This window comes from Rhodococcus sp. KRD197, assembly GCF_017168235.1.
Classification (GTDB): Bacteria; Actinomycetota; Actinomycetes; order Mycobacteriales; family Mycobacteriaceae; genus Rhodococcoides.
Window position 1 is genome coordinate 1 of sequence record NZ_JABFAO010000012.1, and the last position, 22,162, is coordinate 22,162.

Here is a 22,162-nt window from a genome sequence, read left to right on the forward strand (position 1 = left end):
AGGTAGGCGGGTGGGGTGACGTTGGTCGCTGGCGTCGGCATTGGCCGGCCATCCTGCCTACGCTTGTCGGGTGATCCGCCGAAACCTACTTCTGGTGCTGGCCATCGTGCTGCCGGTGCTGCTGGTTTCGGCTGTCGGTGTCGGGGGCTACGTTGCGTTCACGAAGGCGCCGGTCGATCCCATCACTCCCGCGGACGCGATCATCGTCCTCGGCGGCGAACACGACGGCCGAGAGGCCTACGGGATATCCCTCGCCGAGCGAGGCGTCGCCGACACCGTCGTGCTGTCCAACCCGTACGGCGCTGCCGACCCGACCATGAAGAAGTACTGCGGCGTCGAAACCGACACCTACAGCGTCCTGTGCGAAGAACCCGAACCGAGTACGACGCGCGGGGAGGCAATCTTCACCCAGCAGCTCGCCGAGGAGCGGGGATGGGATCACGTCGTCGTCGTCAGCTGGCGGTATCACCTACCGCGTGCCCGCTACATCTTCGATCAGTGCTTCGCCGGCGAGGTCACCATGCAGGCCGTTCCGCGTACCTACGACTTCTCGCTGGTCCACTGGGAGTACACCTACCTCTACCAGCTGGCCGGCTTCACCAAAGCGGCGATCCAAGGTGACTGTCAGAACTTGCGGTAGAGCGTCAACCCCGAGCTGTAGAGCAGAAACCCCAGCATCGTGCACGCGATGCCGCCGACCACCGTCGCCAGGAGAAACACCGCGGCCTTGCGGTACCGGCCGCGGCGCACCTGCGTCACAGTCAGCAACGCCACGGACGTCATCGGCGCGAGCGCGCCCAGAAACCCGAAGCACACCAACGTCAGAAACCACTGCGGCGGCGAAGCCGCGGTGACGAACCCCAGCACCGCGCACGCAAGAACCGTAGTCAGTGCAGCCCGCCGCGGATCGGTGACGGCATGCGTGAGCCGGTAGTGCACGAGCGCGCCGGCGGCACCACCGAACGCGACGAGAAGGACAGGCGTCACCGGAGCGCTTCGACCGGGCGTGTGTGCGGGCGCGTGATGAGGGCCCCGGCCGCCAACGCGGTGACCGCCACCACGGGCGTGACGAGGATGTACACCACCGAATTCCAGGCTCCGTCGTAGGTGACCCCCTGCAGCGCGTAGAAACTGAAACTCGTGAAACCGCAGGCCAGCCCGATTGCGGCGGCACGGAGCACCGGCGTCCGTGTCCCCGACAGATAGCCGAGCGCCGCACCGAGTACGAGACAGCCGAACGCGTTGATGCCGAACGTGTTGACCAGCAGCCACTTCGGCGAATCGCGCCACTGCCAGATCTCGAACCGGACTACCGCGCCGACCGCGCCGCCGACGCCGACCGTGATGCTCTCGGCAAGGCGGGATGATGTCACCCAATGAAGCCTAACGGCCCGCACGCTGGGTGGCAGTGCGGCGGAGCTGCTGGGTACTGGCACGGCCGCCGACCGGCCCTCGGGTATGTTGGCACGCGTGACGCCAGACGAATCGGGCCTCGGCCCTCAGCATTTCGACGTGACAGTTCATTGGCGCGACGATGTGGTCGTGGTGACGGTATCGGGCGAGCTGGACCTGGTCACCGCCCCTCAACTATCGGAGTCCGTCGAGCTCGTGCTGGGCAAGTCCCCCGCAGCAGTGGTGGTAGATCTGACGAACGTGAGTTTCCTGGCCTCGGCTGGGATGTCGCTGCTTGCATCGACGCATCAGCAGTTGAACGGATCGGCCGGATTCGCTGTGGTCGCAGATGGTCCGTCGACGGGTCGTCCGCTGGCCATGGTGGGCTTGAACGAGGTATTCGGGATCTTCGCCACCGTCGAGGAAGCGTTGAGTTCGTTGACGACGGGTAATTCCTGAACTACTGGGTATGACGGGATGATGATGGCAACTGCATTCGGTGGTGACGACGCACTGGCTGCCGGAACTACCCGTGAAGGAACACAGCAACCTGTCGAGGTAACAATGCACATCGAATTCGCTGGCGAATCTGCCATCGCCGAGCGTGCATCGGCACTGAGGGTAGCGCTCAGCAAGTGGCTGACAGATCTCGACATAAGCCCGGACAGGGCGTACGACGTGGTGCTGGCTGCGTACGAGGCAATGGCCAACGCCGTCGAACACGCCTACGAATCCGACAGTGAACCCGGCACCCTCGACCTGCACGCGCAGTGTGTTCCGACGACAGGATGGGTCGAGGTGACCGTCGCCGACCGGGGCGAGTGGGCCGTGCACCCTCCCGACTCCACTCGCGGCAAAGGTGTTCCCCTCATGCATGCCCTCGCCGACAGCACCGCGGTGACGACCGATTCCCGCGGCACAACCGTCCGAATGGTGTGGAACGCACTCACTGCGGAGTGAGCCACGTCGAAGGATTCACCCGCTCACAGCTTCCGAAGTTCCTTCCTGAGTGAGGACTCGGTGTGGCGAATAGCTTGGCCCACCACCGGCTCGACGAGTGCGCCGAGAGCGCGCCCGGCCAGACCGCCCGGAAAACTGTACGAGAACTCGACGTCGAGCCGTGTGCCTCCGTCGTCCGTATCCGTAAAAGACCAGGTGGACGTCGTCGCCAAGCCCTCGACCGAGGACAACGTCAGCGACTGATTCTCGATCCAATCGGTGACCTCCAGAGTCGATCGCAGCACCTTGGGCCCGATCTGCATCTCGGCGTCGTACACCGCGCCGAGACCCTGCACCACATCGCTGACGGGGACGAACGAGCGAACCCCGAACATCCAGCTGGGCACGGTTCGATAGTCGTCCAGATACGCGAAGGCCCGCTCGCGCGGGGCTTCGGTCACGGCTGAGTGTTCGATGACGGGCATGCGGGCGCCAATTCTGTCGTAGTGAAGTGCGGTGTTTAACGGGATGTGGTCGTCGTCGAGTCCTCGTCATCGGAGTCATCCGAGTTCGATTCTGTTGTGGTGCGCTCGGCGGAGGTCGTGGACCGGCGCGAGGACCGAGTGGTCGATTCCGTGGAATCCCTGGTCGTCGATTCGGCAACAGTCGTCGTCGCGCGTGGCGTGGTGGGCACGGCCACCTCCCATGTCGGCGACGGCGGCACCGTGATCATCGAAGAACTCGTCGCGCTGACCGCAGTACTGAGATTGTTGTGCAACGCCGGCGGCCGCACCTTCTCGCTCGAGTCGTCGAACGCCCCGCCCAGGGCTCCGATCGTCAACCCCGTCGCGACGGCAAGCCCGGCTATTGCCACCGCCGAACCAGCGATGACCCTGTCTCGCATGTAGTTCAGCCCTCATCTCACGGATGCCGCATCGGCATCGACGGCAATGATGCGAGAACGTTACCTCAGACCCGTCGAGGCCGCCCAGCCGAGAAATCTGCTCGACGACGCCGTGTCGGTGCCGTCAGAGCACCCGAAGAACGATCGGCAACGCGTCCGCGATCTGCTGCCCGATCTCCTCGTACCTGCCGTGATCCTGCCGATACGGATCCTCGATATCGAGAACATCGACGACGTGGCGCGGGCGGGCATCGGCCATCTCCTCGACCGTCCTCGCACCGGCGGCGTCGACCAAAGCGGCAGCTTCCAGCAGCGTGAACGTGGTCCTCAGCTTTCGGGGCGCGATCGCGAGAACCTCGTCTCGGTGCCGAGCAGTCATCGTCAACACGATGTCCGCGTCCTCCGCGATACGAGCCGAGATGCGCCGCGCAACGAAACCGTCGGACTCACCGCCGAGCTGCTGTAGCACCGTCGCAGCCGTCGGATCCATCGGATGCCCGACCAGTCCGTGCGTGCCCGCGCTCGATGCCGTCACCTCGTGGCCGCCCTCCGCCGCGTAGGCCCGCAACAACCTCTCGGCCGTCGGAGATCGGCAAATGTTCCCGGTACAGATGAAGAGGACATGCACAGCAGTCACAGTAACGGTCACCGTTGATCGCATTCGGGCGGCGCTCGCGCTACAGTGTTGCCGAGCGGGGGCTTCGAGATTCGATCGTTATCTCTTTCACGGCGAGTCCCTTCGCGCGTCCAAGTTAGGCAGGTCATGACTGAGGTTCTCGGTGTGTCGGTGGGGGCGAGCGCTGTTCGTATGGCGCGGCCCGATCTTCGCCTGCACACTTCCGGCGAATCCCGGTTGGATTTCCGCAACGACACCGTCGACGCGCACTGGGATCGGGCCGAGGAGGTGGCGGCCGAGTCGATCGGCGTCGTGCTGGCTCAGGGCAGCGGTGAAGGCCATGTCGAGGCGACCGGTGTCGCCTACCGTGACCAGCAGCAGTTCGGCGATCTGCAGCAGGCGATGCACGAGCAGAGCCTGCACAACTACAGACTGGTTCCCGAGGCGCGCGCAGCCTTGGCGTACCTCGAAGCGACCGGCGAGATCGGCGACTTCTCGACCATCGCCCTCTACGATCTGGGTAGTTCGGGTCTGACCATCAGCGTGGTCGACCGCGCGAGCGGAAACGTCATCCTCGCCGAACGCACCACCGACATCAGCGGATCCGACTTCGACCGCCTCATCTGCGACAACCAACTGGCCAAGCAGGGCCTCGACCCGAACAATGCCTACGGCCTCGACGAGTTCACCACCCGCTGCCGCATCGCCAAGGAACAACTCTCGACGTCCGGGGCCGTGTGCCTGCCGGGAGAGAGTGGCGTCATCCTCATCTCCCGTGAGTCGTTCGAAGCGTTGGTGACCGTGCCCATCGAGTACTCGGCGCGGCTGGTTCGCGACGTCATCACCCGCTCGCCCCAGCATGTCGACGCGCTGTTCCTCATCGGCGGCGGCGCGCGTATCCCGCTGGTGGAATCGATATTGCGGTCCTGGACGGGGCTTCCCGTCGTGACGCCGGCGGACCCCGAATCGGTGGCGGCCAAAGGCGCCGCACTGCTCGCCACCCCGGTCGAGGGCGAAGCCGGCCGCGGCACGGGCGGTCGACCGGCGGAGCGCCGCGTTGCAGCGCCTGTACCGGTCGGCCCTGTCGGCCCTGTCGGCCCTGTGGGCGGTGCCGCGACGGGTGCCGCTCTGAGCGGCGCGCCCGACTGGCTCAGCCCCGAACCCACGGAGAAACCGGCCACCTCGAAGCGCAAGATCCGCGGAGCCGCCCTCGTTGCCGGTGGCCTCGCCGCGATCGCAGCGCTGGGACTGACACTGGGCTACGGCGGATCGGAGGGCGCCACCGGCGCGCCCGCCGATGCCGAGGAGTCCGCGACCGTGACGCCGTCGACCTCGCGTCCGGCGCCCGTCACCACGACCGAACTGCCGCCCCCGCCACCGCCTGTGGAACCCGCCGCTGATCCCCGGGCTGCCTCAGATCGAGCTCCCGCAGATCCAGCTGCCGCCGCCTCCTGTGTTCGAGCTGCCCCGGTTCTAGAGAGGTCAGGCCGCCGGCAGTTGCAGCCGCGCGGTGACAGCGAGGTGATCGGAATCCGGAATCGCCACCGGGCCTACCTCCGTGGCATCGACGGTATCGCTGGTGACGACGTGGTCGAGGCGGGCGAGCGGTCGCTGCGACGGGAACGTGCGATACAGCCCGGAGCCCGCTACGTCGGCCGAGTCGACGAAGCCGTCGCTCGCGAGGTCACGAAACTGACGGTGGTCGGAGGTGGCGTTGAAATCTCCCGCGACGATGACCGTTCCCGGGTATGAATCCATCAGCCCGCGCATGCGAGCGAGATCCTCGGCCCACTGGATGGTGTGGCGGGGGGTGGCCGGCGACATCGCGTGGAACGAGACGACGGTGAGGTCCACCCCGTCGACGGTGGTGTTCGCCTGCACCTGGGCGAACTCGAAACCCGACAGTGTGGTGGCGTCGGTCAGCGGTGTTCGGCTCCACAGTCCTGAGCCGTCGGCGACGGGTCGTGGCTCGGTGGAGTTGTAGGGCAGCAGTTCGTCGATGCCCGCGCTGGTGAGCGCCTCTACCTGGGCATCGGTCAGCTCCTGAACGGCGAGGATATCTGCGCCGCTGGTTCTGACCTGGTCGACGATCGCGTGGGCGTCGGCCTCGCCGTGGGCGGCGTTGATGGTCATGACGGTGATCTCGGGCCCGTTCGCGGTGCGTCCCTCGGCCACGAACTGCGGTACCTGGATGCCGGCGAGGATCAGGGTGAGTGCGAGAGCGGTGACGAAGCCGACGCGCGAACGTGCGCCGGCGAAGAGTGCGGTGGCGAGCGCGGTGGGTAGCGCGGCGAACGGGATGCCCACCAGAAACGCCACCAGCGTGATCTGCGTCACACCGAACTGGCGGGCCGTGAGCAGACCTGCCGCCAGAATCACGATCGTCCAGCCGAGCGCGATGGCGCAGAGGCGAATCAGCCGTCGCACATTTTCTCCGATTCTGTTCGAGTCGTTCTCGGCGTTCAGGTGGATATGGAGTGACTAGACTCGGCATATGCCCAGCTCAGACGCAGTTTGTAAATGCGACCACCCGCGAACCGCGCATCAGCATTACCGCCGGGGAACCGAATGTTCGCTGTGTGAATGCGCTCGTTTCCGCCGCTCGATACTGAAGTTGCTCGTAAAGCGGGTCAGTCGACAGTCGAACGGTTCAAATTGATCGTACCGTCGGAAATTGAGCATCAAACAAACCAATTGGTTAGAATGAGTGGTTGAATCAGGCAATACGGGCAAATCGGCGTGGGGACCGTGAGTTCGAAGAGTGACGAAAGGCGCAGTCATGGCGAATAGCGCGACCCTGGCCACCGGACGAACCACTGACGAAGAATCGGCAACCACCGCTCGGCGTGTGCTCGACATCGCACCCGACGGGTACTCCACGCACGCGATCCACGCCCACGATCGTGTGTGGACCGAAACCAACTGCTACGTCGATCTGTGGATCGAGCTTCTGCATTCGCTGGGAGCCGATCCGATTCCGGCGCTCGCGTTCGTGCTCAGTGCGGACTGCGATGGTCGCCAATGGGACTTCGTGAAGATGCAGTCGGAGGATCTACGTATTCTCTACGGCCTCGAGGTCGGCGAAATGAACGTCTGGCGTCCCGTCCTGCCCCACGTCCTCGAAGCCATCGGCGATGGCGTACTGCTCACCGTCGAGGTGGACGGCTTCTGGCTCCCGGACACTGCGGGCACAAGCTACCGAAACCAGCACACCAAGACCACCATCGTCCCGAACTTCGTCGACGACGGTGAGAAGGTGCTCGGGTACTTCCACAATCGTGGCTACTTCGAACTGTCCGGTGCCGACTTCGACGGCGTGTTCAACCTCGCACCTGCGCCGCACGCGGAAGTGCTGCTCCCGTACGTCGAGCAGATCCGCCTGAGCCGCAGCACGATCGCCGACGGTATCGGAGACCGCGACCTCGCCGTCGCCCGCGCTCACGCGGCTCGACGCCCCTCCGGTAACCCGGTGGAGACGCTCGCGCGCCGCGTCGTCGCCGACATCCCGCTCGTGCAGACCTCGGGTCCCGACGCCTTCCACCTCTGGTCCTTCGGGCTGCTGCGTCAGTGCGGCGCCACAGCCGAATTGGCCGCCGATCTCGTCGGCTACCTGCACGGCCGGGGTGTGGATGGAATCGAGGCCGCAATCCCGCACTTCATGCAGGTGGCGCAGGGCGCCAAAGCGGTCCAGTTCCGGATGGCGAGAGCAGCCCGCGGACGCACCGTCTCCGTCGATGAACCGCTCGCCGAGATGGCGTCGAGCTGGGCGGCTGCCATGGACATCGTGTCGACAGCTCTGTGACCGACCTGACCTCGTGGCGGCTGTCCTCGACGGCCCCCGGGACCTGCGCGCACCCGCGCGATCTGCCCGAGGATGCGCAGTGGCTACCGGCGACGGTTCCGGGCACGGTGGCCTCGGCGCTACCTGTGGCCGATCGTCTGGGTATCGACGAGCTGGACTGGTGGTTCGTCACCACCGTCGTCCTCCCCGCAGGGCCTGCCCACACCCTCACCTTCGACGGTGTGGCGACCCGGGCGACGGTGTGGATCAACGACACCGAGGTGGCGCGCATCCGCTCGATGTTCTGCCCGGAGGTGATCGAACTCGCCGAGGGCATCGCACTTCCCGAGGGTAGCGGCGAGGTGACCATCGCGGTGCGCGTCGAATCGATGAGCGCTCAGCTGCGGGGCAGACGACCACGAGGGCGGTGGCGTTCGTCGTTGATCGCCCAGCAGGGGCTCCGGCACGAACGCGCCTCCCTGCTCGGCCGCGCCCCCGTCTACGGTGACCTTCCGGTGCCGGTGGGACTGTGGCGGCCGGTGATACTGCGACCGCATGCCGCAGTGCGTGACGTGCGCGCACACACGACCGTCGAGGACGGCCACGGATTGTTTTGCCTGACAGGCGAACTCGACGGCCCAGCCACGGTCACTGTGAGCATCGGCGACGAGAGCGTGTCGGTCGCCGCCGACGCCGGACCGATCGAGGTGACCGTGCAGGTTCCGAACGCGGAGCTCTGGTGGCCGCACACCCACGGTGACCCGATGCTGCACACGTGGACACTCGCGGTGGACGGGCGGCAGCAGTGCACAGGGCAGGTCGGCTTCCGCTCCGTGGCGCTGGACCGGACCGGTTCCTCGGTGACGTTCGAGGTCAACGGTGTTCGCGTCTTCGCCCGTGGCGGGTGTTGGGTGCCGCCGGATCCGATCCGGCTGTGGATCGACGCCGAGCAGATGCGGTCCGAGCTCGAACGTGTCCGCGGCGCCGGGCTGAACATGATCCGCGTCGTCGGCACCCTGGTGTACGAGCAGCCCGAATTCTGGTCACTGTGCGCCGAACTGGGCATCCTGGTATGGCAGGACATCATGTTCGCGACCACCGATCCGCCGGAGGACGAAGGCTTCGTCCACGCAGTCGAACGCGAACTGGCTGCACTGACGCGGCTGGTCGGGGGCAATCCAGCGCTGGCTGTCATCAGCGGGGGAAGTGAGACGCAGCAGCAGCCGACGATGCTCGGTATATCCGCCGAGGGTCAGCGAATGCCGCTGCTGGAGAGCCGCATTCCCGGCTATCTCGCGGAGGAGATTCCCGGTACCCCGTACGTCACATCCAGCCCCTCGTCCTCGACTGGTGAACTGCACACCCATGTCGGCGACGGTATCGCCCACTACTTCGGCGTCGGCGGCTATCTGCGGCCGCTGTCCGATGTGCGCTCGGCGCGCGTACGTTTCGCAGCCGAATGCCTCGCCTTCGCCATCCCGCCGGAGCGCCGAGCAGTCGACGCGATGTTCGGCACGGCGAACGTTGCCGGTCATCACCCGGACTGGAAAGCTGCCGTGCCGCGCGACCGCGGCTCGTCCTGGGATTTCGAGGACGTCCGCGACCACTACGTGAAGGAGATCTTCGCCGTCGACCCGCACCAGGTGCGCCGCGACGACGCCGAACTGTATCTCGACTACGGCCGGGCAGCAGTGTGCGAGGCCGTCACGTCCTCGTACATGCACTGGCGCAGAGTCGGATCCGAATGCGCCGGCGCGCTCGTACTGACCCTGCGGGACCTCGTACCCGGGGCGGGCTGGGGGCTGCTGGACTCAGCAGGGCTGCCCAAGGCGCCGTGGTACAGCCTCGCGCGTCTGAGCCGTCCGGTGACGGTCTTTCTCGTCGACGACGGTCTCGACGGGCTACGCGTGGAACTCGTCGACGACACCGCCGAGGCGTTTCGCGGAACACTCCGCGTGAGCCTGTACGGCGTGGCCGATGCCGTAGCCGAGGTGCACTTCCATCCCGTCGCGATGGAACCGCACAGCGCAGTCAGTGTCTCGCTCGATCGGATCATCGGTTCGTTCACCGACGTCAACCACTCTTACCGATTCGGGTCACAGACCTATGCGGCGGTGGTGGCCGAACTGATCGACGCGCAGGGGCAGACAGCGGCCGAGGCCACACACCTCATCGGCGAGCAGCACCCACGGCAGCACGATGTGGGGTTGGCGGCGGAGGCCGAGCAGCTGGATCCGTGCACGTGGACGCTGACCGTGTCGACGCAGTGGTCGGCGCACTACGTCTGCGTGGATGTGGCCGGCTTCGAGATCAGCGACTCGTGGTTCCACCTCGCGCCAGGAGCGAGTCGAACGCTCACCCTCACCGGCTCGGCGAAGCCGTCAGGTCATGTGCGAGCACTCAACTCGACCAAGCGGGCCCAGATTCGCTAGTACGAGATACAGATTCGCTAGTTCGAGATACGGCTGAGCCGACCGCGTGCGTAGCCCATTCCGGCTGCACCCACACTGGCGACGACGGCGACGGCACCCCACATGCGCACCGGGTTTCCCCGGGCAGCGGCGGAGGTTTCACGTCCCACTGCGCGGGGCAGCACCTTGGCCGTGTACGCACGCTCCGACGAAAGTGCATCCTCGGCCCCGATGAGCCGTGAAATAGCGGCCTTCGACACACCCTCCGCATAGCTGCGTGTGAGGAGGTAGCGGGGCCGCGTTCGATCTGCACTGACGGTGTGGTCCACGACGATCGACGGGTCGAACACGATCTCGGCATCAGGGTGATTCTGGCGTAGACGGATGCACAGCTCCGTTTCCTCGCACCCGAGCGGAATGCGTCCGATTCGGCCGATACCGGAGACGAACCCACCGAGGGCGACAACCGGCTCGCGGCGGAAGGACATGTTGGCGCCCATCAGGTTGCGTACCGCTGAAGTGGTCGTGGGCTGCCCCCTGTATGTACAGCCCACGATCCAATCCAGTTCGCCCGGTTCTCCCGTCACCGCAGTGGGAAGAAAAGCTGGACGCGCATGAGGCCACACCGGGTAGGCCGACCCGCCCACCGCGTACACGGCGGGATCGGTGTAGTGGTGGAGAATCGACGAAAGCCACTGCGTCGAACGCGGTCTGGCGTCGTCGTCCAGGAATACGACGATGTCGCCGGTGGCCATATCGAGCGAGGTATTACGTGCCCCGGACAACCCACGGGGATGGCGGTTCTCGACGACAGTGACGGAAGAACTTCGAGGCGAGAACTCGGCGCGTGCGCGCTCGGCCAGCTCGTCGTTGTGATCGATGACGAGGATCAACTCCGAGGCTGCGATCGACTGATCGAGCACAGCATCCACCGCGGCGCTCAGATCATCCCAACGATCGAGGGTGTAGGCACACACCACCACCGTGGACGACAGAGCGCTCGAACTGCTGCCGGCGAGCGAGTCCTGCTGTGTCACGCCGTTTTTTCTTGCCAGTGCATGTTGTCGAGAACCTCGAAGGTCTCGAACTCGAGGTCCATGTCGGTGCGTGCGGTGTTGGTGCGGCGATCGGGGCGCGGGATCGAGTTCTTGGCTAACCGGCGTGCACGCAACCGCTCGGTGAAGAGGGTACGCAGCACGCGGAACCCATCGGAGAAGGTACGCAGGTTGCTCTGGCCGTAGATGCGGGCGAGCTCGACGCTCGGCACTTCCTGGATGCGTACATTCGCCTCGGCGAAGCGGCAGTTGATGATTGTTTCGATCTCGAAGCCGTCGCCCCAGAGCATCTCGCCCTCGGCGCCGGCCTGATCCACTGCAGGCAGGTCGAGCACCGGCACCAGATCGCGCCAGAATGCGTTGTAGCCGTAGCAGAGATCGGAGAACTTGGTGCCGAAGAGTGTGTTGGCGACGAGGTGCAGACCGCCGTTGCCCGCACGCCGCAGCGGCGTGATGTCGTGGCTGCCGCCACCCTCGGTGAAGCGGCTGCCCTTGGCGAAGTCCGCGCCAGCGAGCAGGGCGTCGACGAAACGCGGGATCTCGTCCGCTTCGGCCGATCCGTCGGCGTCGAACATGACGATGATGTCACCGGTGGCGGCCTCGAAGCCGCAGGCCAGTGCATTGCCCTTGCCCTTGCGGGTTTGCTTGATGATGCGGATGTCACCGCGGATCTCACGAGCGGCATCGATGGTGCCGTCGATGGATCCGCCGTCGACCAGAACGAGTTCGTAGTCGTGTGACAGTAGTGGGAGAACGTGGCGAAGGTTGGCGGCCTCGTTCAAGGTCGGGATGACAATGCTGATGCGCGGGTTTTGGGAGTTCAACATATCCATTCCAGACGGTAAGAGTGCAGTGAGTCCGACTGATCTCAGAACATCCATGGCGTGACCCCCGCCAATACCATGGATGGCAGTATCTGTAACCGGCTTTAGCGGCTAGATCCTGTTTCATCGACTGAGTACAACCTTAAAAGAAGCTACAAGTTTGTCAAGCTGCTTTGAAACAAACTCCAAGGATGTTTGGAGATCTTGGTCATACCCAACGAGGTTTCATGCAAGCGGACGCTCGTAGACGATGGTGTCGGCGTCCTGATAGAGCAGTGACCACGTCGGATTGGCAATCAACCACCGCTCGAACGTCTCGGCCGCGCCGTCCCGCATGAAGCCGTAGTAGTTCATGGCCTCGAGCGACTGACGGGTCAGAATCACGTAGGACGGCGTATCCCGCTGGGAGGCCTCCCACTCGAACGCCTCGAGTTGCACGGGAGTGGGGAACTCGAGCATGTATTCGGGCCCGTAGTAGTTCAACGGGGCGTCGAAGAGCTCGTTCGCCTCGGCCTGCTCAACGTACTTCGCCGTCGACCTGATGGGAAAGCCGGCCGGATAGAGCATGGTGAAGGCGGACCCGGCCGGTGCATCGGCGACCAGTTCGTGCGTCAACTCGATCTGAGCTTCTCTTTCGATGATCAACGGCCACAGGCCGTAGTAACCCTGCAGCCCGAACGTCGCTGCCCCGATGGTGCCCAGGGCTGCGCACGCGACCGCGATTCGTGCGCCCACCCGGCGCAACGCGGAGCTCGCCGCACCCGGCTCGGCGTCCAGCGCTGCCAGGAGCATCGGCGCGATCAACAGCACGCATCCTGGGATGGCGTAGAGGTAGACACGGAAGATTGCCTCGCCGCCGTAACTCTGTCCGGCGAGCAGACCGATCGAACCGAACGCCATGACCATCGGAGCCCAGAACGTCTTCTTGGTGCGCCAGGCGTACACGACAGAGATCAGCGCCAACCCGAACACACCGGCCGAGAGCGACCGACAGATCAACGAAGTCACCTGCTTACCCAGAATGCCTTCCGTCTGGACGTTGCTCGCGGCATTCTCGACCGGATCGAACCCGGACAGCAGACCGTAGGGCGCCACGATGCTCAATCGCGGATAGAGATAGCCGAAGAGGACCAGTGCCAGAGGAAACATCAGCCACCACGGCTTGGCGCGCCCGGTGACAAGAAGGACACCGGTGACAGCGAAGAGCCAGTACGGCGTCAGCTGATGGCTGGGGACCAAGGCCGCGAAGGGGAGGATGGCGAGGAAACCGGCCGAGCGCAGCTGCGTCGACGCAAGCAGCAGCACGAGGAATCCGGCCGCGAGCACGAAGCCGAACCCCTGCGGGGCGTAGTAGTCCTGGCCCACCCAGTTGACGAGTTCGGCGAGCATCGCGGCAGTGATCGCAACACGGGGACGCAGCTTCAACACCCGCGCGAGGCTGTAGACGAACACTGCCGTCAGGATGTGCGTCATGGGCGCGAAAACGTGCGCCATTGGCAGGATTCCTAGACCGGTGACCTCGCTGAACCACGCGGTCACGACGAAGAATCCCGGCCACTGCGCGTAGATGTCGATCCCGTTGGGGGGCAATGCACCGAACGAGAGGATGTACTCGGTGACCGCGACATGCTTGTACGTCCACTCGTACACCGGCGCTTCGGTGACGAGGGGGATCGTGAGCCGTTGTACGACAATGGCAGCGCCGATGGCGGCGACGGCGGTGCGGAGCTGCCCGCGTCGGATGGCCGTCAGGAACGCCCCGACGATCAACGCCATGCAGATGACGAGAACCGGTCCGGTGCCGGCCGAAAGCAATCCGAACTGCGAGTAACCGGCCCGCTCCAGCCCCGGGAGCGAGGGGAGCCACAGCACGAGCGCCAGCGCCAGCAGCAGTGCGGCCACGTGGCGGCGGAGAAACTCGCGGTCCCAGACCGTGGTGGCCGAGGACGTCAATCGTTGTGTGATGCGCGCGCGGGAGAACGCGTACTGCGCCCAGCTGAGCCAGCGGCCCAGAGCCGGCCACTCGTCGTGTCGGCGGAACCACAGCACCGAGGAACCCAACTGGGCGAGCACGACGACGACGGTGATCGACCGCGGTGCCCACTGATAACCCCACATCGCGGCCAGCGTCACGAGGGTGAGCGAGGACAGACCGAGGATCGGCACCGCAGCCAACCGCGCCCGCGGCGGCACATAGACCCAGGTCATGATCGCCGAGCCCGGACCGGTGAACACGGTGAACGCCAACAGAACCGCCCGTAGCGGTGCGGGCAGCGGCAGCATCGCCGCCAACGCCGTGATCGACGCCAGCACCGCGAGATCTGCGAAACGTACACGCGGACGAATCGGCGCCGGTATCGCCTCACGCACGGTCGGCTGCTGTGGTTGTGGCTGTGGCTGTGGCTGTGGCTGTGGTTGTGGGTGCGGGGCGGGCTGCTGCTCGGTGGGAGCGCTGCGGAAGTCAGTCGAGGACAGGCTCACGGCTCACCTCCGACAGGGGACTGCGTCGTCGACCTTCGCGCCGGCTACGGCGCAGGGCAGCAGGACCTTTGGCGATGGACAGCAGTTCCATACGGCCGATTCCGTCGGGAAGGTCGGCGGCCAGGTCGTCGGGAGGCGAGGCCACCCGGCTCATCTTCACGGACAACCGGACAGCACTGCCGAGCCGGCGCACCGCCACCCGCGCGGCGAGCGTCGCGGACCGCCGATTCGTGGCCACCGTCGTCAGCCACGCACCCAGCCCCAGCCCGTACCCACGCGCCTGCACCGCAAGCGCGTCGGAATCTGCACGGTGGCGGTGCCAGACGATGGCCGCGGGCTCGTAGACCAGTTCGTCGCCGGCCATGAGCACGCGGAAGAACATGTCCAGGTCCTCGCCGCCGTTGGTGGGTGACCCGACGCCCAGTGCCTCGTCGAAACCACCCAGATCGAACATGCGCTCCCGGTCGACAGCGAAATTCGCACCGGTGCCGTAGATGCCCACCTGGAACGGAAACAGCGGAACGTCTGCGGGCGGGTGGGCGAGATCGTAGATGCGCGGCGTCACCGAACTCGCCCAGCCGACACGCCGATCGAAATATGCCTGTGCGTGCGTGCGGATCTCACCGCTGGGCACGATGCCCGATACACAGGTGACGCGTTCACCTCGGCCGAAACCGCGCGCGATGGACGTCAACCACCTCGGGTCCACGCAGACGTCGTCGTCGGTGAACGCCACGATCGAGTGACGAGCAGCCCGCAGTCCGGTGTTGCGTGCACGCGAGAGTCCCGCGATCGGCTCCGACACCACCCGCACGCGCGGATCGCTCAGGCCGGCAACGTAGGAGCGCGTCGCGTCGGTCGGTGACGCATTGTCGACGACGACCACCTCGAAGTCCGGGTAGTCCACCGCCAGCACCGACGCCAACGCGCTGCGGAGGTGATCGATCCGGTCCCGTGTGCAGATCACCACCGAGATCGGCGGCTGCGCTACAGGGTTCGCAGAGTCCGTGCCTGCATGCTGCTGGGGTATCTCGAGCGTTCCGACGGCAGCGAGGAGCTCGTCGATGTCGACGCCGTGGGACACGATCGGCAACTCGACGAAACCGAGCGGATCCAATCCACGCCGCACCAGAAGGCGCGCTCGTGAATACCCGTCGGCGTCGGCCAGGGTGAGCGAGCCCGTGCCTGCCGCGGCGCCCGACTCACTGATGTCGATGTGGCCGATCCAGACGGCGCCGTCCCAGTCGGGCAGCTGCGGGCTGGTCAGTGCGGGCTTCAACACGTCGGTGGGTCCTTTCGGTACTGCCAGGTAGTGCTTCGGGTGCTGGTTCTTGGGCTCTGTCAGTCGGTTCGGTAGCGAACCCAGTCGATCGACATCGTGGCGGGGAACTCGGTGTCCTCGGTGGTCGGGCCGGGCCACTCGCCCGCAACGGCCACGTTGAACAGGAGGTAGGCGGGCTTGTCGAACACCCAGTATTCGGGGCCGCCGGTCAGGTCGGCAGGTGTGATGGTCGCCAGCGTCGTATCGTCCATGCCGGTGACGATCCGGCCAGGGCTGCGCTCCACCCAGTAGACGTGATAGCCCTCGGACAGTGGGGTGCCGAGGTATCCGGAGGCTCCGGCTTTCTGACTGGTCAGACTGCCTGCCTGCGGGGCGTGGACTCCGGTGTGGAAGTTGTCCGTCTGGTTGAGCGTCTCGATGACGTCGATTTCGCCCGAGATGGGCCACCCGACCTCGTCCATATCGGTTCCGAGCAGCCAGAACGCCGGATGCAGACCCTGACCGGCCGGCATCTTGATCCGTGCCTCGACGCGGCCGTACAAGAACTCGAACTTGTCCTCGGTGGTCACGCGCGCGGAGGTGTAGCCCTCCGGCGAGCGCAGCGCCGAGATCGAGAGATTGCCCGACCCGTCGTGATACGAGTTCTCGATCGAATCGGTGTAGTCCTGCTGTTCTTCGTTGCCCCACCCGGTCTTGCCGGTGTCGTAACTCCACCTGGCCGGATCGAGCGCGGTGCCCTCGGCGCGATCGAACTGGTCGTACACGGTGAACCCGTCCACCGTCTCGACCGGCTCGGGATCAGGCTCCGGCCACAGCTCCTGATACGCGACGAGCCCCGACACCGCGAAGGTGGCCGCGACGACGGCGATGCTCAGCAGTTGCGGCCAGATCTTCCGCGGCTTCGGCTGGGGCTTCGGCTCTGGCTGGGGCTCGGGCTCTGGCTGGGGGAGCCGTCCCGATGAAGGCAACCGTGAGATCTCCACGGTGTGGAGGCGCTCATTCATTTCTGGCGCCGGCCAGTATCTTCAGGCGACGAGCCGTCGCACGGTGAGCAACGGCCAGTAGTACCGTCGCGACGAGGATGGAGTAGACGACGACTCGCTCGATGGTGCCGATTCCGAGGCCGAACTCATGCCCGCTGAGATAGAAGAGCCCAGCGGCAAGACCGAGCCCGCCGAGTGTTGTCACCGCGATGCGGATGGTTCGCGGGAGTGTCCTGTGCCCCCCGGCCACCATCATTCCCAGCGATCCGACGACGAACATCACGGTCGCGCCGAACGAGTGAATCTCGTAGTTCGCGGACTGGCTGACCACACCCGCCACAACCCCGCCGATGCCCGCGACGATGAGCAGAACTCCACCGCGCGCATCCAGGCAACCCGTGACGAGCCAGCACAGCGCCGCCACGATCAACGCGAGACCGAACAACGCGATCGAGACGTTCATGGCCGGGTAGAGAGCACTGCACGGCCAGTTGCCGGTAGGGCCGCAGAACTGCACACCGAGCTCGCTGACGAAATTTCTCCGGTAGCTGTAGAGGCCGCGCCACGTCGCCGAGACGACATACTCCACCACCAGCAACTGCACGACGGAAATGCCGGCCCAGTAGCCGATACGGGCCCACAGCGAGGCGTCGGGACCCGTCGTCGGTTTGCCCCGCAACGCCGACTTGACCTGCTGGACCTGCGTACTCATCGCGACATCTCCTGGGGGTTGAGCAACGTGAACGGGTCGGTGAGTGCGAGCTCGAGCGCCGAAGAGATCGTCTCGGCGTCGAAGACGTTGTCGTGAAAGGAAACCGACACCTGGAAGGTGCCGCGGATCTGCATGGAGGTGACCACGATGGAATCAGGTCTGGTCGGTTCACTGATCGTGAAGAACCCGCACTGGGAGGGATTGTCGCTGCGCCAGGCAATGTCTTCGAGCTGGGGTATGCGCCCGATATCCGAGAATGTCAGTTGAGCACCAGGATTGGGGCTCATCGTCGTTGCCGCACTCGAAGGCAGGGCCGAACGAGTCCGCAGATACTTCAAAGTGCTCAGCGTGCCGGCAGCGAGGGGGCGACCCATCTCGACCGCGTTGTTGACGGCACGGTGTACCGCCTCGGGTGACGTCGGATCGACTCCGACGAAATCGACTCCGACGGCGAAATTGCCCAGCACCGGCGTGCCCGCCTTCAGATAGCGCCGGCAATCGAACAGGAACCCCGTGGTGTCGGTGGTGGCGACGCCGCGTTCGTTGAGGGCGCGCGCTATCGCACCACATTGGAGTGCGCTGATCGATATGCCCGGAGCATGTCGATCTCGCCATCGGCGCAGAGCTGTTGTCGCGCCGTTCGCGGACGTGGCGACGGCCAAGGCAGGCGACCGCGTCCAGGCCATCGTCTCCGGTGTCGCGGCGGATGTTTCGGCCGGTGCAGCGCGATGGAATTTGCCGAGCAGGATTTCTGCGACCTTGCGGGGGTTGCGGACCAACCAGCCTGCAAGAGCCCCTGGTAGCGGGTCTCGAATCGAGCGCACGGTAGCCCACTCGGGTAGCTCGGTGTCGGCGGACGGGTCGGCGAGCGCGGCGACGATCGCCACGGGCAGTACAGCGTCGCTGAGTCCATGGGAGAGATCGATGATCAGGTAGTTGCCGCCCAGCCGAGCGCGGAACGGGGCATCCGTAGGGTTGGTGGCCAAGTCGATCATCACGGTGGCGAGATCGGACTGACAGAGCGGGTCGATCGCGGTGACGTCTGCGCAGATGTCCTCAGGTCGATAATCCCAATGCTGCGAAGTGGACGTGGCATGCAAGCCGAGACGTGCCGCCGGACCGGCCGAAGCCAGTTGCAGCAGGCGGGCCCGCACTCGGTCGAGGCCGCCGAAATCTGCGGGCCCCAGGGCGCAGATTATGCGCGCGTTCGAGCGCAACATGTCGATGGCGCTTGCCTTGTAGGTGCCCCGGCTCGCGACAACCTCGGATGACGGGCTCATGGCGTGTTCCTTCCGGGAGCGGGTGCGGGTCCGCGGTGGAGCGGATGCACGCCCCATGGCCCGGCATCGGGTGGTGTGTTGCGAATATGGTTGGCGCCGGCATACTCCCGGGCGGGTGGGCGTGCCGCGGCGTCGGGAACCGGATAGCGGCTCGGATCTTCCAACGGTGACGGGGGATTCGGCGGCCCCGGTGGAGTGGGGCCGTCCGTGGGCGGGGCCTGCCCGCGTCGCGAAAGCTCCCTGATCCACCGAATCAACGGGATGATGAGTACCACCGCGCCGAAGGCCTCGGCAGCGAGGTACGCCCATGCGACGGCGGCGATACCGAGCGAATCGGACAGTGCCAACGATCCGGCGATGATGATCGTGGTGGCGATGACCTGCACTATCACCGCCAGACGCATGCGCCGCTGAACCCGCGCGAGACCGTCGTACAGCGAGCCGATGACCGACAGTGGAATGGTGAGCGCGGCGAGATGGACGATGATCGTGCCGTTCTCGCGGTACCCCTCGCCGATGAGACCCAGTCCGAACGGTGCGAGGAATGCGAGGAAGAACGACCCGCCCAACGCGACGATGCACACCATCGTCATGAAGCGTTTGGTCAGGCGGCTGAACTGCTCCGGATTGCCGGCGACCTCCGCCACGAATGGGCCGACGAGGACGCTGATGAGAATGTACAGGGCACTCACGATCGACCAGGTGAGCGCGAAGTACGCGTTGGCTTCGGCGCCGAGGGTCGCGACCACGATCATCGGAACCAACAGGGGCGCGAGCGATCCGAGCGCCGTGATGCCGTACGCCGAACCGAAGTACGACCACAGTTCCCGCCGCGGCGGCAGATCGGGGGCGAGCTTGTAGCGGGCCTCGGTGCGCAGCGCGCGCAGGATCGATCGCAGCACGACGACCGAGGCGAGGACGGCGGGTATCGCCCATGCAGCGATGATGGCAGTACTCTGCGCGGTCGCGAAAAGCGCAAGGAGAAGAACGAATTTCACCACGGCATGGAAGACGTTCTTGGCCGCTGCCCATCGGGCGACGCCGAGGCCGGATGAGGTTTGATCCTGTAGCGCAAACACTGCGAGGACTGCGACGAAGAACGGAAAGGACACGATCTCGGTGGTGCTGGTGAACATCTCGCTGACCGGCGCGACCAGCAGGAAACCGGAACCGAGAACGAGCGCGAAGACGGTGATGGTCAGATAGCCCCGGATGACGAACGATCGGGCCATCCACCCCGACACCGGGAGGAAACGTTCGTACATCGAGCCGAGGCTCAGATTCGACAGCGTCGAGAGCATCACCGCGGAGGTGATGACCGCTGAAGCGCTGCCGACCTCGGCGACCGGGTACAGCCTGCCCGCCGCGGCCCAGAACAGTAGTCCGAGGCCGCCGGTGACGACCGTGGAGAGCATCAATGCCAGCGAGTTCAACGCCAGGTTTCGGTCGGAGCTCTTCGTGTCGGCGTCGGCGTCAGGATCGGCATCATCGTCGGGACCGGTCGGGGTGATACGTGATGCGATATAAGGGTTCTCGGCCTGGATCCCCTTGATCGGCTCCGTCAGACCCATGTCCCAGCGAACCGGCTCGAGTGGATACCGCTCGAGCCGTTCGAGGCTGCGATGCCGCGGAGGGGCGATCCTGGGGGCGCGGTGCTTCACAAAGTAGTCCAGGTGATCGGCACCGGTGGCGCCGGTGCGCTGATCTCGACGTCGAAGGCCTCCGAGACGGCCAGCAGCAATTCGTGTCGAACGGTCTCGCGCAGATCGCGGCCGTACAGGGAGTGGTCGCCTCCGGCGAAAGACTTGACCACCGGGCCTGCTCCGGTGTTGCCGCGGCTCCGCTTGCGGAGTCGCCGCATTCCCTCGGGCCCGCGATTCTCGACGAACCACTCGGTGTCCTTCGGTGACAGCAGCACCGTCGTCCGTACGTTCTTGGCCGCCAGTGCGCGGAGCGAGATCTCGGGGACCTGAATGAGACCGCGGGTACCGAGCCAGAACCACAGCGGGTACGGCATCGAGGACTGCAGGCGGTTCTTGACCTTCACGCCTGCGTGGTGCAGGTGGTCCAGAGCCGCTGACGCCATCCCCGCATCCTCGTCCTGATGCATCGACGAACGCTTGACGAACTCGAGGCGGCGGGTGGTCCAGTCGATGGTGTTGAGCAGGACGGCCGAGTTCACACCGAGCTCGCGGGCGGCGAAGCTCGCGTACCAGGAGCCCGAGCACAACCCGGCGACCAGCACGTTCCGTGTGGATGTGCCCGCCGCGTGAACCGCAGCCAGCGAATCCTGATTGCCTTCCTCGCTGTAGAGCTTGGCGATTTCTCCGTCGGCGACCGCGCCGCTTTCACCGGTGCCGCGTCGATCGAAGCGCACTACCGATATGCCCTGGGCCGCAAGGGTTCGAGCCATTTCGACCCAGCTTCGTACCGGACCGACGTGGTGTTCGTTGGCGGTGGAATAGAACACCACGGTCGGTCCGCCTGGAATGCAGGCGTGCGAGGTGGTGCGAATCGCGAACAGCTGTTCCGGACCGAGGGGCTCGAGGCTCTCGTGCACCGCGTTTTCGTCACCGAACGAGGCGATGGTGCGCACGGGTACGTGAACGCGGGCGATGTGATCGCCGAATTGCGCGGCCGTCCATGATGCGAGGTGCGCGATGTCCGCAGTCGGCAGTACCACCTCGAAGTCGGTGGGCTCGAGGAACAGTTCGTGATCGGAAAGGGTGTGCACCGCCGCGTTCTGGTTCTTCACCACGGTGCGAACAGGTTTGGCGTCACCGCGTTCGGGTCGGGTTGCCACCAGCACCGGGCAGTCGAACGGGGCCAACTTGGTGGTGTCGAGTGCACCGATATCGGTGTGGACATCGGCATGCAGGACGGCGCCGATGATGGACACCCGCGGGTCGTCCTCGGCATCGCGGGTGACGCTGACCGAGTACAACGCCCGCTGCTCGTGCAGGAACGATCTGCCCCGAACGACGGGATCCCACAGCGTGAGTGCCGTCAGCGGTCCGCATCGCTCGGCAACCGACGCGCCCAGCAGAGCGCCCGCTCGCAAACCGACGAGGGCGACCTCCGGCAGCACGTCTTGCTGCGGCTGCAAGCACTCGCGCGCGAAGCCGACCGCGGTCTCGATACTGCGCTGCCAGCGCGCGACGATACCCGGATCGTCCTGCATGCCGTGTGAGTCACCGGTGCCGAGGTAGTCGAACCGCAGGACGAGAAGCTCTTGGCTGCAGAGTTTCTGAGCGAGCAGGGTCATCCCGCGGTAGGAATCGACCTGCTCCTTGCCCAGCGGCGGACACAGCACGACGGCGCCGCGAGCGAGGCCACCGGCAGGGACGTGGACCGTGCCGAACAGTGGCTCGGACTCGGACCCGAACCACGTGGAGAACTTCCCGCCGACGGTGGCGGCGCTGATCGGATTGTCGCTCCGCAGAGCGGTAACTCGACTGTTCACTGCAACGTCCTGTTCGTGGCTGTCATGTCCATGCGTGAA

At 65.5% G+C, this 22,162-nt stretch carries 20 protein-coding genes and 1 pseudogene; 7 read left to right on the plus strand and 14 right to left on the minus strand.

Annotated elements, in window-relative coordinates; all coding sequences use genetic code 11:
* Nucleotides 1-70: 70 nt before the first annotated feature.
* The gene (locus tag J1M86_RS19935) at nt 71-640 is read left to right on the plus strand and encodes a YdcF family protein (protein ID WP_206511153.1); all 570 of its coding nucleotides are present in this window, start codon (nt 71-73) and stop codon (nt 638-640) included.
* Here the strand turns inward: J1M86_RS19935 and J1M86_RS19940 are convergent.
* Both J1M86_RS19940 and J1M86_RS19945 read right to left on the minus strand, forming a co-directional pair.
* The gene (locus tag J1M86_RS19940; protein WP_206511154.1) at nt 625-987 is read right to left on the minus strand and encodes a CrcB family protein; all 363 of its coding nucleotides are present in this window, start codon (nt 985-987) and stop codon (nt 625-627) included. The genes J1M86_RS19935 and J1M86_RS19940 overlap by 16 nt on opposite strands.
* Complete coding sequence (locus J1M86_RS19945; protein ID WP_206511155.1) at nt 984-1,373, minus strand: CrcB family protein; 390 nt, start codon at nt 1,371-1,373, stop codon at nt 984-986. The genes J1M86_RS19940 and J1M86_RS19945 overlap by 4 nt, the downstream gene beginning before the upstream one ends.
* A gap of 97 nt (nt 1,374-1,470) precedes the next feature.
* On the opposite strand from J1M86_RS19945, the gene J1M86_RS19950 reads away from it, so the two are divergent.
* Nucleotides 1,471-1,851: an STAS domain-containing protein gene (locus tag J1M86_RS19950; RefSeq protein WP_307786692.1), complete on the plus strand. Its 381-nt coding sequence runs from the start codon at nt 1,471-1,473 to the stop codon at nt 1,849-1,851.
* 18 nt (nt 1,852-1,869) lie between these two features.
* Complete coding sequence (locus J1M86_RS19955) at nt 1,870-2,352, plus strand: ATP-binding protein (protein WP_230557658.1); 483 nt, start codon at nt 1,870-1,872, stop codon at nt 2,350-2,352.
* A 23-nt stretch (nt 2,353-2,375) separates the two neighbouring features.
* Here J1M86_RS19955 and J1M86_RS19960 read toward each other — a convergent pair whose 3' ends face one another.
* Complete coding sequence (locus J1M86_RS19960; protein WP_206511156.1) at nt 2,376-2,816, minus strand: SRPBCC family protein; 441 nt, start codon at nt 2,814-2,816, stop codon at nt 2,376-2,378.
* A 99-nt stretch (nt 2,817-2,915) separates the two neighbouring features.
* On the opposite strand from J1M86_RS19960, the gene J1M86_RS19965 reads away from it, so the two are divergent.
* Complete coding sequence (locus tag J1M86_RS19965; protein WP_206511157.1) at nt 2,916-3,239, plus strand: hypothetical protein; 324 nt, start codon at nt 2,916-2,918, stop codon at nt 3,237-3,239.
* A 120-nt stretch (nt 3,240-3,359) separates the two neighbouring features.
* Here the strand turns inward: J1M86_RS19965 and J1M86_RS19970 are convergent, their stop codons facing one another.
* Nucleotides 3,360-3,863 carry a low molecular weight phosphatase family protein gene (locus tag J1M86_RS19970; RefSeq protein ID WP_075837400.1) on the minus strand — a complete coding sequence of 168 codons (504 nt, stop codon included), beginning with the start codon at nt 3,861-3,863 and terminating at the stop codon, nt 3,360-3,362.
* A gap of 390 nt (nt 3,864-4,253) precedes the next feature.
* On the opposite strand from J1M86_RS19970, the pseudogene J1M86_RS26895 reads away from it, so the two are divergent.
* Nucleotides 4,254-4,805 (plus strand): annotated as a pseudogene (locus tag J1M86_RS26895) (Hsp70 family protein); the annotation flags it as partial.
* Between the two features lie 528 nt (nt 4,806-5,333).
* Here the strand turns inward: J1M86_RS26895 and J1M86_RS19980 are convergent.
* Nucleotides 5,334-6,278: an endonuclease/exonuclease/phosphatase family protein gene (locus J1M86_RS19980; protein WP_206511158.1), complete on the minus strand. Its 945-nt coding sequence runs from the start codon at nt 6,276-6,278 to the stop codon at nt 5,334-5,336.
* A gap of 352 nt (nt 6,279-6,630) precedes the next feature.
* Here J1M86_RS19980 and J1M86_RS19985 point away from each other — a divergent pair, with 352 nt between their 5' ends.
* Complete coding sequence (locus J1M86_RS19985; RefSeq protein WP_083668136.1) at nt 6,631-7,653, plus strand: DUF1839 family protein; 1,023 nt, start codon at nt 6,631-6,633, stop codon at nt 7,651-7,653.
* Complete coding sequence (locus tag J1M86_RS19990; RefSeq protein ID WP_307786693.1) at nt 7,650-10,064, plus strand: beta-mannosidase; 2,415 nt, start codon at nt 7,650-7,652, stop codon at nt 10,062-10,064. Before J1M86_RS19985 ends, J1M86_RS19990 begins: the two co-directional genes overlap by 4 nt.
* A 17-nt stretch (nt 10,065-10,081) precedes the next feature.
* Here J1M86_RS19990 and J1M86_RS19995 read toward each other — a convergent pair whose 3' ends face one another.
* The 9 genes from J1M86_RS19995 to J1M86_RS20035 all read right to left on the minus strand — a co-directional run bounded on the left by J1M86_RS19995 (nt 10,082) and on the right by J1M86_RS20035 (nt 22,123).
* Nucleotides 10,082-11,080, minus strand: coding sequence for a glycosyltransferase family 2 protein (locus tag J1M86_RS19995; protein WP_307786694.1), 999 nt, complete (start codon nt 11,078-11,080; stop codon nt 10,082-10,084).
* Complete coding sequence (locus J1M86_RS20000) at nt 11,077-11,925, minus strand: glycosyltransferase family 2 protein (RefSeq protein WP_206511159.1); 849 nt, start codon at nt 11,923-11,925, stop codon at nt 11,077-11,079. Before J1M86_RS20000 ends, J1M86_RS19995 begins: the two co-directional genes overlap by 4 nt.
* Before the next feature lie 222 nt (nt 11,926-12,147).
* The gene (locus J1M86_RS20005; RefSeq protein WP_206511160.1) at nt 12,148-14,292 is read right to left on the minus strand and encodes a hypothetical protein; all 2,145 of its coding nucleotides are present in this window, start codon (nt 14,290-14,292) and stop codon (nt 12,148-12,150) included.
* Between the two features lie 91 nt (nt 14,293-14,383).
* The gene (locus J1M86_RS20010) at nt 14,384-15,685 is read right to left on the minus strand and encodes a glycosyltransferase (protein ID WP_307786695.1); all 1,302 of its coding nucleotides are present in this window, start codon (nt 15,683-15,685) and stop codon (nt 14,384-14,386) included.
* A 59-nt stretch (nt 15,686-15,744) separates the two neighbouring features.
* Nucleotides 15,745-16,689, minus strand: coding sequence for a glycoside hydrolase family 16 protein (locus J1M86_RS20015; protein ID WP_206511161.1), 945 nt, complete (start codon nt 16,687-16,689; stop codon nt 15,745-15,747).
* A complete protein-coding gene (locus J1M86_RS20020; protein WP_206511162.1) occupies nt 16,682-17,380 on the minus strand; it encodes a DUF998 domain-containing protein in 699 nt (232 codons plus the stop codon). The genes J1M86_RS20015 and J1M86_RS20020 overlap by 8 nt, the downstream gene beginning before the upstream one ends.
* The gene (locus J1M86_RS20025; protein WP_206511163.1) at nt 17,377-18,660 is read right to left on the minus strand and encodes a hypothetical protein; all 1,284 of its coding nucleotides are present in this window, start codon (nt 18,658-18,660) and stop codon (nt 17,377-17,379) included. Before J1M86_RS20025 ends, J1M86_RS20020 begins: the two co-directional genes overlap by 4 nt.
* Nucleotides 18,657-20,321: a lipopolysaccharide biosynthesis protein gene (locus tag J1M86_RS20030; protein WP_206511164.1), complete on the minus strand. Its 1,665-nt coding sequence runs from the start codon at nt 20,319-20,321 to the stop codon at nt 18,657-18,659. Before J1M86_RS20030 ends, J1M86_RS20025 begins: the two co-directional genes overlap by 4 nt.
* The gene (locus J1M86_RS20035; RefSeq protein WP_206511165.1) at nt 20,318-22,123 is read right to left on the minus strand and encodes an alpha/beta fold hydrolase; all 1,806 of its coding nucleotides are present in this window, start codon (nt 22,121-22,123) and stop codon (nt 20,318-20,320) included. The genes J1M86_RS20030 and J1M86_RS20035 overlap by 4 nt, the downstream gene beginning before the upstream one ends.
* Between the last annotated feature and the right edge of the window lie 39 nt (nt 22,124-22,162).